A 19,976-nucleotide genomic window follows, 5' to 3' on the forward strand; every position below is an offset into this window, starting at 1 on the left:
TGCCCGAAACTCTTGACGAGTTCCGCTATAGAAAATGCTTCACAGCGTTGGGCTAAACGGCTAACGAAAATTCCAACGCTTTATCGTTCTTTATTTGGAGGGTACAGATTCACTCGTTTTTTCGAAAATCCACTTCACCAATTGCGGCGTTAGGTTTCTTGAAATCTGAATCTTGTGTTCGCCATCAGGATTGACTGTAAAGCGGACATCCGCTCCCGCATCACGTGCAGTCTTTACGAAGCTTTCGCCACGTTCTAGCGCAACTCGTTGATCGTTCTTATTGTGAACAACCCATATCGGCAAGCCTGCCAGCGTATGCTCAGCCGGAACAGAACCTCGGAAGCCGCCCTCGATCACGATTGCGGATTTGATCAAGTCACCCTTGTTAACGGCAACACTCGTGACGGCCCCACTGCCGGCGCTGTACCCAACAATCGTGATTTGTTGCGGATCAACATCGTAATTCGCCGCGACGTGGGCGATGAATTGCTCAAGCCCTTCTGCGGAGAGACTTCCGCTCTTTTTGCCGCTTTTCGGCGCAAAGAAATAGTAGGAATCTCCATTCTGAGAAAGTGCCTGTTGCCACTCTATCTCTTTGTCCTCAGGCGGATAGCCTTTGACGCCTCCACCAGACCCATGGCAAAAAATCACCGCCGGCAGTTTTGTTCCCTCAGGTTTGTTGCTGACCTTTCTTACCTGGTATCGATACGGAGACCCCAAATGCCCCGCTTCGTCATAGGTCTGAACACTGACTTCATCGGATAGTGATTCGGCCTTCGATTGACGCCCGCCATACGCTGCGATATCCCACTGCTTTTCCCATTTGATGACTGGATGGTCCCCTTCCCAGACGATAGGGCAAATGATGTGCGAGCCGTTTGCTGGCGGATGAGATTCAGGTTCCTGGTACGGATATCGATCACCCCCATAAATCCACTGCCCATCGATATTCATGATGTAACGGTGCTGCGATGCGTGAGATCGGTCTTCTCGCCGTTTCGGCTCAGGATCCATCCCAATCTCTTTCTCCCGAGTCCAAGGCCCTGCTAGGCTCGTTGATGTTCGGTAGAAGCAATCGGACCCCATCCATCCTCCAGGGCCATCGTACGTCATGTAGTACTTGTCGTCTTTCTTGAATAACCAGAAAGCCTCGCGGCGGTCGTCCACCTTCATCCACAAGATCTCTTTCTCGAGCCCCAGAAAATCAGGGGTCAACTCGTAGATCAAACAATACCGGTCTCGTGATTCATCAAGTTGCCGCATCGAAATGATCAGATACGCCTTTTCTCCTTCGGTGTGGACTGACATGCCGCCGGAGTGATAGTTTTTACTCTTGAGCTTCTCTTCACCTATCTTCTTGACGTATTGATAGGGCCCTTTCACATCACTGCCTTCGCTCTGGTAAAAGCCAATTCCTTTGCAGACGATGACGAACCGATTGGTGGTGGGGCAATGAATCAGCGTACAGTTTCTGCGACCGAGCCCGGGTTTTCGCTTTTCGACTACTGTTTCCAGCTTCCAGGTGCTGCTGCCCAACGTTTTTGACGAATACAGTCGCACCGAACCATCGCTCGGTCGTGGGTCGGTCCCGACCCAGTAATAGATGTCACCCACTTTCGTGATATGCCCACCAAAGCCTGCCACGACCTCGTTGCCATCCATGTCTTTCCAGCCCGTATCGTTGACGATGAGCGTATCGGATTGAGCGTCACCGGATTGAGCTGGCAAAGAGCTGCCGCAGCCGACAATGAAAATCCCGAGTAAAACTCGGGGACAGAAGTTGTTGCACATGCGGTTCGTTCCCTATTTGTTCTTTGATTTTGATTTATCGGCACTCATTGTCGCTCTGACCGCAGTGATTCCCTTTTCCACCAGCGGGGCTTCCTGCTTGGGAAGGTAGGCTGCGAGCCGTTTTTTGACAGTTGCAAATTCGGGGTTGTCGGCCACGTTGGCCCATTCGTTTGGATCCTTGGCATGCGAGTACAGTTCCTCGCCTCCGTCGAAGTAACGGGTGTAGCGAAAGTCACGATCGCGGACCGTATAGTTGCCTCGCCCCCAGGTGCAGATCGCTGGACTGGGAAGCGGCGCGAGAGGATTCTTCAATTGCGGAACCAAGCTGAATCCGTCCACTTTCGTTGGTGGCGTCAGGTCGGTTAACTCCGCCAACGTGCGATAGATGTTGATCACCGACACGCCTGCTGTCACTTCACGGTCACTCGGTGCGTCCTGCTCTCGTGTGTCCCAGATGATAAAGGGCACCCGAGTTGTTTCTTCCCAGAGAGCGAATTTGCGAAAGTGATTCTTTTCGCCAAGTGCATACCCGTGATCGGACCACAACACGACGATCGTGTTGTCGGCATACGGGCTGGCCTCGAGCGCATCGAGCACTCTGCCCACATTGAAATCGGCCCATGAGATACAAGCCAGGTAGGCGCGACGAACTTTGTCCCAGGCTTGGTCTTTCTTGAACCGATTGTCATCGCGCAGTTTGGCCATCGAACGTCCGACGCGGGGAATGTCGTCGAGATCGTCGGGGTTGATCTGCGGCGGATCAACGGGGTCCGGGTAAAGATCAAAAAACTGCTGCGGGCAGACGAACGGCAAGTGCGGTTTGACGATGCCTACCGCCAAGAAGAACGGCTTGTCATGCTTGCGCGCGAGCACGTCGATTCCGTACGAGGCGACCTTGTGATCTGGATGGTCCTCAAGCGGCGCCGTCGTTGGGCAAAAGGACATTTTGAATTGGTTGTCGACCTGGTATCCGGCGGCAACGTTCAGGTTCAGCGGGCTCTTGGTCGGTTCGTGGTAATCACTCCATTCCTGCGGCTCGCTCTTGGATCCATGATGGATCTTGCCGGCACCAAACGTGTCGTAGCCGTTGTCCTTTAAGAACTGTGGCAGGCTGCCGTACTGCTTCAACAGATCTGGGTGAAGATCATGTTCATAGAATGCATACAACCCCGAGTGGAACGGTTCGACGCCGTATAGCAACGCATTGCGACTGGGCGAGCATCCCGGCGCCGGGCAATGTGCATTGGTAAAGTTCACACCTCGCTTCGCCAGTGCGTCCATGTTCGGCGTTTTTGCTTGCGGGTGCCCACCGAGGAAGCCGGTCCAGTCGTTCATGTCGTCGATGGCGATGAACAAGATGTTCGGCTTGGACTCGGCCTGTGCCGTGGCCGTCAGAATGATGATGGCGAGCAGCGTGAGGATCAATTTCATGGGATCAGTTCCGGTTATCGGTAATGTTTTATCGGAAAAGGATTGTTGCACGTCGACGTTTCACAGGCACATACCGAACGACCTGTTTAGATTACGAAGACTCAAAAATCGGCTCACTTAATGATCCTTTTTTCCGATGAACGGGGTGGCATCCCAGGCGGGGATGAACTGCTCGAAGTCAAGCGTGTTCTTGTTATTCATCTTGTTGCCGCCGAGAGATTTCCATCGCTCGTAGTTCTTTCGATAAATGAACGTGAAATGCTCCACGAACTGGTCGTCGAGAAATGGATCCGAGGATTGTTGTCGCCAACGCTTTAGCCCTGCCGTCAAGCGATCCTGAACATATGCATGTTTTGGATCTCCAAAAAGATTCTGCAGTTCGTTCGGATCATTCTGCAGATCATAGAGTTCGAAGGCTGGCGGAACTTCGCAGCGTTGGGCGATCTTTCGCGCCAGCGAGTCACTGGGCAGTTCCTTCAGTTGCTTGTTCAGACTGAAGACCGCCTTGTTTCCATCGGGGTATCGCTGCCGCGTGCCGTCGCCGAAGACGTGATGAGTTAACTTCCAACGACCATCGGTGATCGTGCGCGAGGGCCAGTATTGGTGCAGTCCCGTCGTGTGCGCTACAAATGCAGAATAGAGATGGTGGCGACGACGTGCTTTCTTGCTTTGCAGCACCGGCAGGATCGAGTAACCCGGAAGATGCTGCGGGATCTTCAGACCAGCCGCATCCACAAACGTTGGATAAAGGTCAACAAAAGAAACCAAAGCGTTGGATCGAGTCCCGGGGTTCGAGAGCTGTCCCGGCCAACGGACGATGAAAGGGACACGCAAGCCTGATTCACCGGGCGTCGTTTTGCCACGCAGCAAATTCGAGGGACCGTGGTCAGCAGAGAAGATAACCAGCGTGTTTTCGGCGTGACCATGTTCTTTCATGTGAATGAACAGGATGTTGGGTTTCTCGGCAGAAACAACACCGCACCATCCAGTAAGCACAGCGACTAGGATCAGGCTCGAGTTTTTCATGGATTGCTCGATGGCTTTGCTTCGCGAAGGTCAACATTGATCCGCATTTGCCGTTGGGGAGGGAAATGAATCAGCGAATCAGGTTCTCGACTCGAAATGAATCGTTCTTCTTTTGCAAGGAACTCGTGGATCGCATCGATCTCGGCATAAAGTGGGATGAGTCAATGATCTTTAATATACAAAGACTCACTCGGCTTATCTTGCACCGATTGACCGGTTCCATCGAGCCAAGATCGACCAGCACAGGAAGAAGGTTAGAAAATGGCAGATTAGAAACTAGCGAGCCAGACGATGAATCAGCGACGCATGAGCCTCTGATTTTTTAATCTCATGCTACCCAAGCAAATTAGCTACGCGAGCAATGGGACGACGCTTCTTACAGGGAGCTGTTTTTTAGTTTGGCCATCGTTAAGAGCCTATCTGAAAATCGAGAGTGATCGATCTTTGCCGATTCGGGCGTAGCGGAATTCTCACGTGAATTTCGGACCCGTTAGGGCTTGATCGAAAGTCTTGACAGCTTCCGCTCGCTGGGGCATTGCTGTCGCATCACTCCCCGATCGATTAGGATCAACGTTAAAGAGACGATCCGCCACGCTCTCAAGTGTGGTGGTGGGCTACAATTCACCACTTTACTTGTTGATTCACGCGTCGGACACAGTGTCACATGAAGAAGCCGAACCGAAGCATTTCATCGGACTCGGCAACCATTACCCGCCGGAAATCATCGGGCGGCAAACGCGCCACCAGCGGCGGCGAGCGAATTACGGCGATCCTGAAGACAAAGCTGCGGCCACCCAATATGCTGCCTGGGCTCGTTGCGAGGTCGCGGCTAATGGATCTGTTGCAGCAGAATCCACGGCGACCATTGACACTGGTTTCTGCGCCGGCGGGCTACGGAAAGACCACGGTGGTAACGCAGTGGTTACATGCCGTCAAAACAAAGCACGCCTGGCTTAGTTTGGATGAAGGAGACAACGATCTCCGATCTTTTCTGAGGCACTTTGTCTCCGCCATCCAGCTGCAAATTCCCAAAGCTTGCCCCGCGACGATGTCCTTGCTGCAAGCGGCCCAATTGCCTCACGCAATCGTGCTGGCCGAAACACTAAGCAATGAGCTGGATGCGATCGCAGTACCGTTCATCCTGGTGCTGGATGATTACCATCTGATCGCCGAAACGACCATTCATGAGTTGATGGAAAATCTTCTGCGGCACCCGCCGCGGCCGTTGCATTTAGTGCTGGTGACGCGGCACGATCCTCCGCTGTCGCTCGCAGGACTGCGAGCCCGTGGTTGGTTGACAGAAATCCGACAGGACGCGCTCCGTTTCTCACGACCGGAGGTCAAAGCGGTTCTCAAGGAAATGACAGGAACCACGTTGAGCGACCGGGCGCTGGCACATCTGGAATTAGAGATGGAAGGATGGATGGTGGGTCTGTACCTGGTCGGGCTGTTGTTGCGCAACCAAGCCGAGCCTGAGGAGTTCGTATTAGGCTTGAAAGGAGGCTCACAGCAAATCCACGAATATTTGTCAGAGGAAGTCATCTCGCAGCAACCGGCGATGGTCCGGGATCGTTTGCTGAAGGTCTCGATGGTGGATCGCTTCTGCGCGCCGCTCGTCGACGCCCTCATAAAGATCGACGATGCAACGGTTGCAAGGACGACCGGAAAAGAGTTTATCGAGGTCATCCGACGAGCCAATCTGTTCGTCATCCCGCTAGACGTAAAAGGCAAGTGGTTTCGATTTCACCACTTGTTCCAGTACCTGCTACAAGGACAGTTGCAACGCGGTCACAGTCGAGACGAAATCGCGGCACTGCATTTGAGTGCGAGCAAATGGCATGAGGCCCAAGGGCTAATCGACGACGCAATCAGGCACTCGCTGGCGGCGAATGACATCGAACGTGCGGCAGAAATCGTCGAGCGTCATGCGCGAGAGATGATGAACGAAGACAAGTGTTTTGTCGTGGATAAATGGCTGTCCCAGTTGCCAGACTCCATCGTACAGCAACGACCGAAATTGTTGCTGTCGCGGGCATGGACCTATTATTTCCGATTCAATCTCGCTGCCATTCCCCCCATTCTTGATCGGGTGGATGAGGTCACTGCGGATGTCGCGACGACGCAAGATCTTTCGGGAGAGGTTGCCTTCTTTCGTGGATTTGTTGAATTCCTGCAGGGGCACGGTACCAATAGCGTGAGGCACATCGAGTTCGCTCTGAATCACATCAATAGGACGCATCACGAGTTCCGCGCTGAGGCCGAAGTTTTATTTGGGCTGGCCGGGCAGATGGAAGGTGAACTCGATCGGGTCACTCGGGCTTTGACCGAGTGGCTCGCAGACCCGTCACCGCTACACCCACTACGCGAAACCCGTCTTCTGGTGACCTTGGTGTTTGTGTACTACATCGCCGGCGATCTGGTGGCAGCTCAGCAGTACCTCCCCAGGTTACGGCTGGTCGCCGGGCAGAACGACATGCAGAACCCGCTGGCCTGGTGCGATTATCTCGACGGCCTCATTCACCTTCAGCGAGGAGAACTGGACGCGGCGATCGGGTTGCTGAAGGAAGCGGTTAAGGGGAAGTACTTGGATCATGCGCGAGCCGCCGTGGATGCACTCGCTGCTCTGATGATCGCTTGCGAGGTGCGTGGGCAGTCGAAACAGGCCAACGCGACCAAGCAGGATCTGATCGAGTTCGTGGATCATCTTGGCCCGATATTCCAGCCTCTTGCGGACGCCTCCGCGACGCGTCTGGATCTGATGCGGAGACAAGCGGACGCCGCGGATTACAGGCCTGACTTGCTCGCGTCTACCAACGAAGTGATGTTGTTTTGGTTTGAGATTCCGTGCCTGACTCGTTGCCGTGCACTGATCCGAGTGGGCTCGACAGACAGTCTGAATGAAGCAGCGGAACGACTGCAAGAGTCCGCAGAGACAAACGAGAAGCAACATAATCGGTGTCATCAAATTCAGGTGGCGAGTCTTCAGGCATTGGTTTGTGAGATGCAGGGCAAGACGGAGGACGCGATGCAATGCCTCGAGCATGCCGTAACGATGGCGCAGCCGGGCGGCTTCGTTTTTCCGTTCATGGAACTCGGCCCGCCAATGGCTGCGTTGCTCCGGCGGTTTCGCTTGAATTGCATCGCGGTAGAGTTTGTTGATCGGCTGCTGACTTTGATCCCGAATGCTTCGTCCGACGTGGAAGGCAACGGATCGGGCGTCGGAGAATCGCCTTCGTTGGTCCAGCCGTTAACCAACTCGCTGCCGAATCCGTCATCGGAGTCCATGGAAGCTGCGACCGACGACCTCACCAATCGAGAACTCGAAACACTCGAATTGCTGTCCCAGCGGCTTTACGACAAAGAGATCGCCAAGGCCATGTCGATCTCCGTTTGGACCGTTAAGAGTCATGTGAAGCACATTTACGAAAAGCTGCATGTCACGAACCGCCGCCAAGCCGTGGCCAAGGCGGAGCAACTCGGTTTGTTGACGGGCAGCTAGTTCTCAGCCGCGGAGCGGCGGTCGCGTAAAGCCTGGGGCGCAAGCCCCAGGAATCTGGTAATAAGAAATCAAAAGCTGCAGAGCAGCGACAGCAAGATCGGTCTTGCGACCGCCGCTCCGCGGCTAAGAATCTTCCCGCATCTGGCCGCCCCTGTAATGGCCACCCCAAGCAGCGAGGACAGGGCCTAAAGTGTGCAAACTGTGCGTTGATGGCGCACTCCCTTCTTTCTGGTCCGTCTCCCTCGTTTATCACTCGTTGTGAGTGATGCGATCTCTTATTTGCAGCCGCATACTGAGCTGTGAGTTGAGGATAGACATACCGGGCGACGTAAATGGATGGAGGCGTTGAACATGCCTGACGAGCAATGGCCACAGATTGAACCGGGCAAGACGGCCTGCTACCGCATCGCGGTTCAGGGATGTCTGGACGAGAAGAAATGGTCTGGCCGCTTGGGCAGCATGCAGATTGCGAGCCGGATAGAAGGCGATCAGCAAGCGATCACGATTCTGAATGGTGAAGTACAAGATCAGGCGGAGCTGATGGGCGTACTCAATACCTTGTACCAAATGCGTATGAGCATCCTGTCGGTGGTCTGTGAAAATCGTCGCGAATCAGAAGCCAACCACTAAGAGGCATCGCGAGCGTTTGCAGTCACGTCCACCGCCGGCAACTCCGAAGAAACACCAAAGTAGCCACAAACCAAGGAACGCGGACATGCTGGTCTTATCACGGAAGGAAGACGAATCGATCGTCATCAACGGAAACATCAAGATCGTGGTGACGGCGATTCAGAGAGGAAGAGTTCGTCTCGGAATCGAAGCTCCGCCAGAGGTGCCAATTCATCGACAGGAAGTCGCCGCTAAAAAATCGGAATTAGCAAATCGTCAACTGGTTCTGGTTGCTGAGCTTTCACCTTCGCACGGAACTAAAAAACATACCAGCGGTTAAGGCCGCACGAAACTGATTTTCGCCACGGGATCTTTCTGGAGTATCAAACCATGTCGTTGAACACATTTATGACCACTGCTCTTTTTGCCATCGTAACGATGTGCGCGGGAGTTGTGGCCGCCCAAAAAACCAAGCCCGTAGCGACAACGTCGGAGAACTCGAGCGATGACCGCGCGTTGATCGAGAAGAACGTCGCGTCCTACGTGGCAGCGTTCAACGCCAAGGACGCGAAAGCGTTGGCCGCGCACTGGTCGCCCGAAGGTGTCTATGTCGATCGCATCACCGGAGAGCAAATGACGGGGCGTGATTCAATTGAAGAATCCTATGCCAAATCGCTGAGCGTGATGAAGGATTCGCAGCTTGAGGTACAGGTCGAGTCGATTGACTTTGTGTCTCCTAACGTCGCAATCGAAAACGGAACCGCCACCGTGACGGGACCTGAACCGGTTCGCAGTGAATATAGCGCTGTCCATGTAAAACGGGACGGACAGTGGCTGATTGATCGGATCAGCGAAGCTGAAATCGTGTTGCCGCCATCTCACTACGAACAACTGAAAGATCTTGAGTGGATGATTGGTAATTGGGTCGATCAATCCGGCGAAGGCACCGTGACCACCGAGTGCCACTGGGCACGGAACAATAACTTCATCATTCGTTCGTTTACCGTCCCGGTCGGGGATACCGTCGATATGGCGGGTATGCAAATCATCGGTTGGGATCCAGTACGCAAACAGATTCGGTCTTGGGTATTTGACTCTGATGGCGGGTTCAATGAGGGCCTGTGGCAACAGGTCGATCAGAAGTGGATTGTGGGTTGCACCGCCACGCTCCCAGATGGACGTCGCGCGACTTCCGATTCGATCATGAAACTGCTTGATGAGGATCGCTTCACGTGGCAGCAGGTGAACCGTTTTGTGGATGGCGAAATGATGCCCAACCTCGAAGAGGTTGTGATCGTTCGCAACTCGCCAAAGTAACGACGCTTGATCGTGCGACAGCGACCGTATCTGTCAAATCCGAATCCAATCAATTGAATTGAAAAGGTAATGAAGATGCAAAACCAGACGAAGCGATGGAAGTTCGCCCTGTTATGTCTGAGCGTGACGCTACTGCTGCCCGTGAGCGAAGTTTTCGCTCGTGGCGGGCGCGGTGGAGCTGGCAGGAGTTTTGGCGGTGGTGGCAGCCGCAGTTTTAGCGGAGGCGGATTCTCTCGCAGCCCATCGATGAGCCGCGCGGTCTCTCGTCCCTCGCCCTCGATGTCCCGACCATCGATCTCGAGGCCGTCGGTTTCAAGGCCCTCGATTCCATCGCGACCACAAACAAGTCGGCCATCCGCCGGTGCTCGGCCGTCCCTCGGCGCTCGGCCTGAAGGCGGTGCACGACCATCCTTTGGCACGCGGCCGTCGTGGGGCAGCCGACCGTCGGGCAGCCAGCTCGATAGCTTTCTCGATTTAAAACCGAGTACTGGCGGTCGACCAGGTAGCAGCGGGCGCGTTGGCTCCAGCATTGCCGCTGGTGCAGCGGGCGGTGCTGCCGCTGACTTCCTTCACAACAATCCTCGCCCAGCAACGTTGCCAGCCAGTCGCCCGGGGGCACGACCCGGAGTCGGCGACCGTACTGCGATTGGCGATCGGACGGCGATTGGTGATCGGACGGCGATTGGTGATGGCAATGTGAGTATTGGCGATCGGACCCAAGTCAACATCGGCACACGTCCGTCGCAGCTTCCCGCTGGCTTGGCAAATCATCGTCCGGAGCGTGTCGAGAATCGTCAGCAATTGAAGGACAACCGATTGCAGCGGCGTACCCAAGTGCGCGAGCAGTATCGAGACAACCATCCGCGTTTCGACTTTTGGTCCGATCACCCGGATTGGGCGAGGTGGCGAGTCAATCGACCTTATCGTTGGGCAACCTGGGGTTCGGTGACTTCCTGGTTCCCTTGGGGCTGGTCCGAACCGACGTACTACAACTACGGCGACAACTATTACTACCAAGGTGACACGGTCTATTCCGACGGTCAGCCGATCGCTTCGGCCCAAGATTATAGCCAGCAAGCTCAGGCGATCGCGGCCAGCACAACGGTGCCGGAGCAGACTCAAGAATCCGACTGGATGCCGCTGGGTGTCTTCGCGCTGACGCAGGATGGTGAGGCGTCGGGACCTCCGCCGGCGGCGTACCTGCAACTGCAGGTCAGCAAAGCCGGGGTGATTACCGGAACTCTGCAGGATCTTTCCTCCAAAAGCGTCCGTCAAGTGCAAGGTGCTGTCGACAAGGAATCGCAGCGATCCGCGTGGACGGTTGGCGACAAGGACTGGCCCGTGATGGAAACCGGCATCTCGAACCTAACCAAGGACGAAGTGCCCGCGCTGATTCACTTCGAGAATGGCCAAACGCAACAGTGGCTGCTCGTGCGAATGGACGAGTCAGGCGACAACGCTGCGCAATGATCACGAACGAAACCCACACTCCACAGGAAATGAACATGAACATGATCACGAGTTACTTCATCCAACCACTTGCCGTGCTGGTCTTATCCAGCCTGGCAGTTATTGCGACGGCTCAAGAAGCACAGGTCGATCGCACCGAGCTACCGATCAAGGCACCCTGGTATCCGCCGATCACAACACTGGACGCCCGCGACGCCAAGGCGCCGCCGGTGTTCGAAGTCAAAGCACCGAAGGATGCACCGAACGTGGTCGTTATCCTGCTCGATGATCTGGGTTTCGGCGGCACCAGTGCCAGCGGCGGCGTGATTGAAACGCCCCATTTTGACAAGCTCGCCCGCGCCGGGCTGTTGTACAACCAGTTTCACACCACGGCACTTTGCTCACCCACTCGGCAAGCTTTGATCACCGGCCGCAATCACCACTCTTGCAATCAAGCCAAGATCACGGAAGTTGCGACGGCCTTCCCCGGCGCGACCGGCATGCTGCCCAACGACATCGCGACCATCGCCGAGACGTTGCGACTGAACGGTTACAGCACCGCTGCCTATGGCAAGCACCACGAAACGGCCGTCTGGGAAATCAGTCCCTCGGGACCGTTTACTCGCTGGCCAAACTTCACCGGTTTCGATGAGTTCTACGGGTTCCTGGGTGGTGAGACCAATCAATGGTCTCCGGCTGTCTATCACAATCTGAACCGGGTCGAAACGCCGGAAGATCCGGACTATCACTTCATGAACGACATGGCCACGAAGTCCATCGAGTGGATGCGTTTCCAGCAGGCACTCACCCCGGACAAGCCGTTCTTTGTTTACTTCGCTCCGGGAGCCGTGCATGCGCCGCATCACGTTCCAAAATCGTACATCGAAAAACAAAAGGGCAATTTTGACGAAGGCTGGGACCTGATCCGAGAGCGGATTTTCGAACAGCAAAAGAAACTGGGCGTCATTCCTAAAGACACCAAGCTCGCCAAGAAACCCGACGACATCAAGGACTGGAAAGATCTCTCGGCCAAAGAGCAGAAGCTCTTCGCACGCCAGGCCGAAGTCTTCGCAGCCTACCTCGACATGGCGGACCACGAGACGGGGCGAGTCATTCAGGCAGTTGAGGACATGGGTGAACTCGACAACACGCTGATCTTTTATATCGCCGGTGACAATGGTACGAGTGCCGAAGGCGGGATGTCCGGGCTGTACAACGAAATGACGTACTTCAACAACGAACCGCAGGGTTCGGACATCGACTTCATGCTGAAGCACTACGACAACTGGGGCGACCCGAGCACCTATCCGCACATGGCGGCGGGCTGGGCTGTCGCTTTTGATTCGCCGTTCACGTGGACCAAGCAGGTCGCTTCCAATTATGGCGGCACTCGCAATGCCATGGTGGTTAGTTGGCCGGACCGCATCAAAGCGAAAGGCGAGATCCGCAATCAGTGGCACCACGTGATCGATGTGGCGCCGACAATTCTAGAAGCTGTCGGACTCCCGGAACCGCGAATCGTCAATGGAACCCCACAGCGGCCGATCGAGGGAACCAGCATGGCCTACACCTGGGAATATCCCAACGCGCCAAGTCAACACACGATCCAGTACTTTGAGATGTTCGGCAACCGCGGCATCTACTTCGACGGTTGGTTCGCGGGCACGTTGCACGTCAAGCCGTGGGCGAACCCAGAAACTCGATTCACCGAGGACACGTGGGAACTCTATCACGTCGCTGAAGATTTCAGTATGTCGACGGATCTTTCCAAACAACACCCCGAAACATTGGCCAAACTGCAACAGGTCTTTCTCGGTGAAGCGGTCAAATACAAAGTGTTGCCACTGGACGATCGCCGGCAGGAGCTTTTCAATCCCAAGATCGCCGGCCGGCCGGACCTGATGTTCGGACGCACCAGCCTGACTTTATATGAGGGCATGAACGGACTGCTCGAAAACGACTTCATCAATATCAAGAACACGTCGTTTGAAATCGTGGCCGAAGTTGAGAGCGGAGACAAACCGGCCAACGGGGTCATCGTGGCTCAGGGCGGACGCTTCGGCGGTTGGGCGCTGCACGTCAAAGAGGGAGTTCCGAGATACACGTACAACTATCTCGGCCTCACGCACTCGGTCGCCGCAGGGACTGCCAAACTGCCCAGCGGGAAGTCGACCGTCAAGATGGACTTCGCCTATGCCGGAGGAAAGAAACCGGGTGCCGGAGGCACGGCGACTCTGTACGTCAATGGCAAGTCTGTGGGTTCAGTGAAGGTTCCCAAGACGGAGTTCTCAGTCTTCTCAGCCGACGAATCGGCTGGTGTCGGCATCGACATGGAAACCACTGTTTCCGAAGAGTACGACCGCGTGGGCAGCAAGTTCACCGGCAAGATTGACAAGGTGACCATCAATCTGAAGAAGTAAGCTCTTCGACCCCGGGGCAACCGAAGGCCGGTTGTCCCGTTTGGGTCGCGTGTTTCAAAAACTAAAGGAGAGACGGCATGAGAACATTTAAACTTTTGAATCTGGTCCTGGCCGGGTTGATGGCGGTTAGCCTGACCGCAACAGCAGGAGCCCAAGAAGCTCATGTTGAACAAGCCATTGCATCGTTAATCACGCACAAAGCAGTTCCGGTTACCTGGAAAAACTTTGTCCGGGCCGAGAGCGACAAGATGTTCAACAGTTACGTCCAGATGGGCGCCTTCGGCAAGTTCTTCAATATCCCCAAGCCAACGCCCATCGATCAGCAAAAAGTGGTGCGGATGAACCGGGATACGATCTATTCGTTCGCGGTGTTTGATTTGACTGAGCCTGTCACGATCACCAAGCTCGACACCGGGAAACGCTTTCAATCGATGCAGGTGATCGACGAGGACCAATACACTCCGATGGTCGTCTACAAGCCGGGCAAGTACACCCTGACTCAGGACAAGATCGGCACCCGTTACGTGTTTGTCGTTGTCAGAACATTGGTTGACTCCGAGGACGCGGAGGATGTCAAGAAGGTGAACGCCATTCAGCAACAGACCACGGTGGAGCAGAAGTCGGTTGGCGCATTTGAGATTCCCAACTGGGACACGACGTCGCAAGACAAAATACGCGCGGCTCTGAAAGTGCTCTCCGCCACCATGGAAAACTACGATGGCGCGTTCGGCAGCAAAGGCGAAGTCGATCCGTGCAAATTCCTGTTTGCCAGTGCCACCGGCTGGGGCGGCAATCCGCAAAAGGATGCCATGTATGCCGGCGTGACGCCCGAGATGAACGATGGCAAGACCGCTTACACCCTGAATGTCAAAGACGTGCCGGTGGACGGCTTCTGGTCGATCAGCCTCTACAACAAAGAAGGGTATTTTCAGCAGAACAAGTTCAACGCCTACTCGGTGAACAACATCACCGGCAAGAAGAACGATGACGGCAGCATGACCATCCATTTCGGCGGCGATCCCAAGCAGCCGAACTTCCTGCCGATCATGGACGGCTGGAACTATCTGGTCCGACTCTATCAGCCGCGCAAGGAGATTCAAAACGGCAGTTGGAAGTTCCCTGCACCACAGCCTGTTAGCGTACAATCGATATCGAAAAGACAATGAGCATTCTAAAAAACGAACCGATTTACCCTTTCAAGGACGGCGACTATTCAAAGCCACGGCACATCATCGTTGAAGAAGCCAAGCAGATGATCCTCAGTAATCACATCATGCACATGATCATGACCGCCCACATGATCATCGCGGATGCCAAAGGCGCTGCCACCATCTTCGAGATCGAAAAGCATTCACAGGCGTACGTCTTTACCGATCGCAAAGCCAATGAGCCGCTCTTCATCACCAATCACCCGGTTTACAACTATCCGACACCGCCAACGTATCCTGAGTTTGACGAGAGCAAGGAGCACAACACCTTTCAACGTCAGCTCATTTTCCGGGATGCCTACGCAGGTCTCAAGCCACCGTTTAAGAAAGAGGATGCCACGGCAATGACGGACGCCGTTCATTGTTCTTTCATCGATGACAAAAAAGCCGAGGCGGCCCCCAAGGAACGAACATTGATCAATACGACCGCCGATCTCTCGAAGCCTGAGATTAGTGTCCGCTTTTACCTGGGAGACGTTGGGCCAATCGCCGGCACGAATCATATGGAAGATCGCATGAGCGACTACCACACGTTTGGGTTTTGAATCACAGCACAATGATTTGAAGAAATCGAACCAGAACGGCGAACGCTGTTCTATTCAAGTACGTCAGGAGACTGAAAGCGGCGAAAGACTGGTTGATGACTTCGGCTTAGAATTGTACCAACCGAACCAATGCTTCATCGCTGCTTGGTAAAGACGTTTTCCCTTTTGGCGATGCAGTACGTGCACTAGAAATCTATCTTCGCACGTGTACCGAGAACAATCGCTGTATCGCGAGCCTCCACCGCGGGGTCAATCGCTTGTAGGTCGAACGTCAGGTGAAACCAGGGTGTGATCTCTGCGTTGTAGTAGACCTCGCCACCGTGAACGTCGCCTAGAGGTGACACAACGCTGAAGGTATTCTGGAAATCAGAGTTGAGCGCGTTGTAGAAGTACGAGATGCCCGTTCGGTCGCCTGGACGGCTTGCCGTAGGACCGAATGATTCGATGGATACGCTTGACGTCCAAGCAAAGGGGCTGTTCTCGGTGTCTGAGAATCCAGCATAGCCAAATAACTTTGTATGGCGTGCTGGGTTGCATCGATCCGCCCAAAGCTGTTGTTCGCCTAAATAGGCCGCCATCCACGTCCCCTCTTTTTCCGCCGGTTCGATTCCGCCGCCCGGGATGACCACCCAACCTTGGTCGTCAAACGACGTGTAGTCTCCGGTTGCGTATCCGCCAATCAAGGTGTGAGAACCAGGCTTGTTGCCAAAGTCGGTGTACCTTCGGCCAACGCCAAGCATCAAAACTCCGTTTGGAAAGTCCAGACCCACGGTTGTCGGACTTTGCTGACTCTCCAGCACAAAGAATGCTGCTTCCACGCCACGCTGGCCAACCTTCATGACTCCTGCCCCATTGGTGACCAGGGGAACACTCGGAATCACGCTGAGCGGAAGCACGCTCGAGAGATTCATAAAACCGTCGCGTCCGTATCCATATTCGGGAAAGAACCCTGCCCAGAGGTCGAGAACGTTCAACCGACCGATGGTTGCCGCCCATCCTCCACCAAGTTCCTGGGTGAGTAGTAGGCTCGTCAAACCAAACGATGGTTCGTTCGGTTTGGGTGTCAACATTGCGGTGTTGACTGGGGCAAGGCCTACCGCATCGGCGATCGAACTGCGTCCGAACTGCCAATCGACGGCATGCATCGTCAGCATACCGCCTTTCCACAGGCCAAGCTTTTCTGTCGATGCGTTAAGGATCACATCCATTTTGGCTCCGTAGCGAAATCGTTGCTCACCGCCACCGCTGGCCACTCCCTGGTAGAACTGTGTCAACGATGTGTCGACTTGAATGCCACAGTCTCCTGCCAAAGACGTGCGGAATCCGCCCCAATCGCCTGTTAAGCTTTCGCGACACCAACAGCAATCACACTTCGGATTGCAGGCACCACCAGTGCCCACACCCATCGCGTCGCAAGCGGAGGCACCGCCACACAACGCATCACAGGATGAATCACATCCGTGATCTGCGAGATTACAAAACCCGACACACACAACTTGCGAATCAAATTCCGATTGCTTCTCGGCCTGTTGGTATGCGTCAAGCTGTTCGTTCAAGAACGATTCTCGAACACCATCGACACGTTGGGCCACTTGGGCATCAGCAGATTGCATCAAGCAACAGCCCAGTGCGCCAAACAGAAAGAGAGTTGAGTGTACGCGTCGTTTCATGTTGGGCTCCTTGCCGAATCCACAGCGTCAATCGAGCGCAGAGCAGTCGACTGAATGTGAACGTTCGCGATGTCGTGTCCTTGAGACGCCCAGCTCGAACGACGCACTGTCATCCACAGCGTGGTGTTCGTGACCTGCGATGTAGATCGACGAAGTTCGTCACGTGGCGTTATTGCAGAATTTTGCATTGTCCCAATTGGCACCAAACGAAACGCCTTTCCGCGTTCTGTGTCGATCGTGAGGAATGCGCATGAAGTGTAAGTGGGGAATGGTCGACACAGGCACGGCGGCAAACAGGTGCAGGATTGGAAGATATTCTGGTTAGACGGGGGCGGAGCTTTTTCCCAAGGTAAGTAGTGGGGAGTCTACGGAAGCCGTCAATGACTCATAAATTCAATCAGCGTTGCGACCAAGTCAACCGCCGGTCAGCGAGTTCCGCTGCACCAAGTTTTTGCTTTGAAGACGTAACAAGTCTTTTGCCTGAAATCACTCCTTTATCCCTCGTTTCGAGTGAGGGCGCATTGCGGAAAACTCCCTAAGCTGAGGTGTAATCATTCTCTTCTGCTTGATTGTCATCATGTCCTGGTTGCCTCGCTGGATTAACGCAGAGCAAATTGGAACGAGTACAGGCACTTCGACCTCGTCGTTTTTGATTCTCGTGGCTTAGGCCCAGCGAATCGACCGATGGTCGCGGCTTGTTTATCCGATTCTGCTGGCCCTGGTACTGGGGTATTCCTTCATTTTTTGATTACCGAGAGTCACCATGAGCCAAAATAAGTCCTTTACACGATCCCGTTTTTCACGTTTCCGATCGATGACGGGATCGACACTGACGACGGGTCTGCTGACGCGAAAGCGAATGTGGATCGGACCAGCGTTGACGGCCATTGTGATTGCGGTCGTGGGATGGATGACGCATCGATCCGTTGAGCAATCGGTCAAGACAAACCTTGGTGAACAGCTTCAGACGCTACTGGATGCAGATGTGGCCACGCTGGAATTCTGGTTCGAGGAACGGCGGATCGACGCCCGCTCGATGGCCAGAATGAAACGTGTCAGTGAATCGGTCGAGCAATTGGCCGCAACGGCACAGCAGGCCAAGCCGAACGAGCTCACCGCCGCATTGCTGACCAGCGACGCGCTCGCTGAACTTCGAGAACGCATGGAACCTCTGTTGGAATCCGGTCGTATCGCGGGATTTGTCGTGATCGACCCGAACAGCATGGTGCTCGGCCGCGAACAAGATACGGGGGTCGGAGACGGGACGATCGTGGCACGATTTCAACCGGTCCTGGCACCCGTCTTCGCAGGAAACACGATCATCATCCCTCCCTTTCCTAGCACGATGCCGCAAGTCGATGTCGATGGATCCATCCGAGCCGGTGTGCCAATGATGGCGGTGGCGAGCCCCGTTCGGTCCGCTAGCGGAGAACCGATCGCTGCACTCTGTCTGATGTTGAATCCCGAGAAGGAATTCACCAAGATTCTGCAAGCCGCGCGTGCCGGCAGCAGCGGTGAAACCTATGCCTTCAATGCAGAGGGATTGATGATCACCGGCAGTCGATTTGATGACGAATTGAAGAGGATCGGTCTCCTCGCCGATGACCAGCGGACGCGCTCGGTGCTGAATGTTCACATTCGCGACCCGGGCGTCGACCTGACCCAGGGAAACAGGCCAACACTCCGCGGGCCCGACCAGCCGCTGACTCGGCTGGCGGCAGACGCAATCAGCGGAAATGACAGCGTCGATGTGGATGGCTACCGCGATTACCGTGGTGTGAGCGTCGTCGGCGCGTGGAAATGGTTGCCCAGAGAGAACATTGGGATCGCGACGGAAGTGGATTCAGAGGAAGCCTTTCAGCCGCTGTATGCGTTGCGCCGCGCGTTTCGAGTGTTGGCTGCATTGCTGGCGTTCACCACGATTGCGATGGGTGGGCTGGCCGTTTATGCCTCGCGACTGGACCTTCGTGCTCGGCGGTCTGCGCTCGAAGCAAAGCGACTCGGACAATATGCACTCGGCGAAGAACTCAGTGCAGGTGGAATGGGGGTTGTTTACCGCGCCCACCATGACATGCTTCATCGGCCTACCGCTGTGAAACTTCTGCATGTGGATAAGACAGACGATCAGGCAATTGCTCGGTTTGAACGCGAAGTGCAACTGACAAGCCAACTGACGCATCCCAATACGATCGCGATCTACGATTACGGTCGCACCGCGGAAGGCATCTTCTACTACGTGATGGAATATTTGGACGGTATCTCGCTACAAGATCTGGTGGACCGTTTTGGACCGCTGCCTGTGGATCGCGTGAATCACATTCTGCGACAACTTTGTGGCTCTCTCTCGGAAGCCCACGGGCTAGGGCTGATTCATCGAGACGTCAAACCAGCCAACATCATGCTGACGAAATGCGGCGGCATGTGTGACTTCGTCAAGCTGCTCGATTTCGGCTTAGTGAAATCCCAAAATGCGGATCGCAATATGACGCTCGCGGGATCGCTGACCGGAACGCCACTCTATATGTCGCCTGAAGCGATCCAACAAGAAGAACTCGATGCCCGCAGTGATCTGTATGCCGTTGGCGCGGTGGGATATTTCCTGCTGACGGGTACCCCGGTCTTCGATGGAAAGAGTATCGTCGATATTTGCAAGCAGCATCTGCAGGCGACTCCGCAGCGTCCTGCGGAGCGATTGGGCCAACCGCTAGATGTTCAGTTTGAGGAATTACTCCTACGTTGTTTGGCGAAACGACCAGACGACCGCCCGGCGAGCGCTGAAATCTGTGAGGAAGAATTATTGGGTTGCCCGTCGGCCAGTCGCTGGACGCAAGTGCAAGCCAAAGCTTGGTGGGCCAAGCACCTCGTTGCCGATCCGCTCGAAGGTGACACCGAAGCGGACTCGCAAGACTTCACCGAGACCATTGACGCAACCATGCATGCGCAACGCTCAACTCATTAGAGAGTGGATGCCCCGCTGCAAATGACGCAACTGATTCAAAACAAGAACACTG

General features: G+C 54.9%; 13 protein-coding genes. 9 read left to right on the forward strand and 4 right to left on the reverse strand.

What is annotated here, in order from left to right; translation table 11 throughout:
* Nucleotides 1–90 precede the first annotated feature (90 nt).
* The 3 genes from SH528x_RS00520 to SH528x_RS00530 form a co-directional block, all read right to left on the reverse strand.
* Nucleotides 91–1,791: a family 43 glycosylhydrolase gene (locus tag SH528x_RS00520; protein ID WP_442508580.1), complete on the reverse strand. Its 1,701-nt coding sequence runs from the start codon at nt 1,789–1,791 to the stop codon at nt 91–93.
* Between the two features lie 12 nt (nt 1,792–1,803).
* Nucleotides 1,804–3,222 carry a sulfatase gene (locus SH528x_RS00525; RefSeq protein WP_442508581.1) on the reverse strand — a complete coding sequence of 473 codons (1,419 nt, stop codon included), beginning with the start codon at nt 3,220–3,222 and terminating at the stop codon, nt 1,804–1,806.
* Between the two features lie 117 nt (nt 3,223–3,339).
* Entirely contained in the window at nt 3,340–4,248 is a 909-nt protein-coding gene (locus SH528x_RS00530; protein WP_442508582.1) for a sulfatase/phosphatase domain-containing protein, read from the reverse strand.
* A 664-nt stretch (nt 4,249–4,912) separates the two neighbouring features.
* Between SH528x_RS00530 and SH528x_RS00535 the strand changes: the two genes are divergently transcribed.
* The 8 genes from SH528x_RS00535 to SH528x_RS00570 all read left to right on the forward strand — a co-directional run bounded on the left by SH528x_RS00535 (nt 4,913) and on the right by SH528x_RS00570 (nt 15,295).
* Nucleotides 4,913–7,747, forward strand: a complete 2,835-nt coding sequence (locus SH528x_RS00535; protein ID WP_442508583.1) for a LuxR C-terminal-related transcriptional regulator — start codon at nt 4,913–4,915, stop codon at nt 7,745–7,747.
* A 351-nt stretch (nt 7,748–8,098) separates the two neighbouring features.
* Nucleotides 8,099–8,377: a hypothetical protein gene (locus SH528x_RS00540; RefSeq protein ID WP_442508584.1), complete on the forward strand. Its 279-nt coding sequence runs from the start codon at nt 8,099–8,101 to the stop codon at nt 8,375–8,377.
* An 85-nt stretch (nt 8,378–8,462) separates the two neighbouring features.
* Complete coding sequence (locus SH528x_RS00545; protein WP_442508585.1) at nt 8,463–8,696, forward strand: carbon storage regulator; 234 nt, start codon at nt 8,463–8,465, stop codon at nt 8,694–8,696.
* Nucleotides 8,697–8,746: 50 nt separating this feature from the next.
* A complete protein-coding gene (locus SH528x_RS00550; protein WP_442508586.1) occupies nt 8,747–9,673 on the forward strand; it encodes a YybH family protein in 927 nt (308 codons plus the stop codon).
* A gap of 75 nt (nt 9,674–9,748) precedes the next feature.
* The gene (locus tag SH528x_RS00555) at nt 9,749–11,143 is read left to right on the forward strand and encodes a hypothetical protein (RefSeq protein WP_442508587.1); all 1,395 of its coding nucleotides are present in this window, start codon (nt 9,749–9,751) and stop codon (nt 11,141–11,143) included.
* A 35-nt stretch (nt 11,144–11,178) separates the two neighbouring features.
* Entirely contained in the window at nt 11,179–13,542 is a 2,364-nt protein-coding gene (locus tag SH528x_RS00560) for an arylsulfatase (RefSeq protein ID WP_442508588.1), read from the forward strand.
* A 77-nt stretch (nt 13,543–13,619) separates the two neighbouring features.
* Nucleotides 13,620–14,708, forward strand: a complete 1,089-nt coding sequence (locus tag SH528x_RS00565; protein ID WP_442508589.1) for a DUF1214 domain-containing protein — start codon at nt 13,620–13,622, stop codon at nt 14,706–14,708.
* Nucleotides 14,705–15,295: a hypothetical protein gene (locus SH528x_RS00570; protein WP_442508590.1), complete on the forward strand. Its 591-nt coding sequence runs from the start codon at nt 14,705–14,707 to the stop codon at nt 15,293–15,295. The genes SH528x_RS00565 and SH528x_RS00570 overlap by 4 nt, the downstream gene beginning before the upstream one ends.
* A 185-nt stretch (nt 15,296–15,480) precedes the next feature.
* On the opposite strand, the gene SH528x_RS00575 is transcribed toward SH528x_RS00570, so the two are convergent.
* Nucleotides 15,481–16,965 (reverse strand): carbohydrate porin, encoded by a 1,485-nt coding sequence (locus SH528x_RS00575; RefSeq protein ID WP_442508591.1) that lies wholly within the window; start codon nt 16,963–16,965, stop codon nt 15,481–15,483.
* Between the two features lie 763 nt (nt 16,966–17,728).
* On the opposite strand from SH528x_RS00575, the gene SH528x_RS00580 reads away from it, so the two are divergent.
* Nucleotides 17,729–19,924 carry a serine/threonine protein kinase gene (locus SH528x_RS00580; RefSeq protein WP_442508592.1) on the forward strand — a complete coding sequence of 732 codons (2,196 nt, stop codon included), beginning with the start codon at nt 17,729–17,731 and terminating at the stop codon, nt 19,922–19,924.
* Nucleotides 19,925–19,976: the final 52 nt, after the last annotated feature.

The organism is Novipirellula methanifontis (assembly GCF_052161655.1).
GTDB lineage: Bacteria > Planctomycetota > Planctomycetia > Pirellulales > Pirellulaceae > Novipirellula.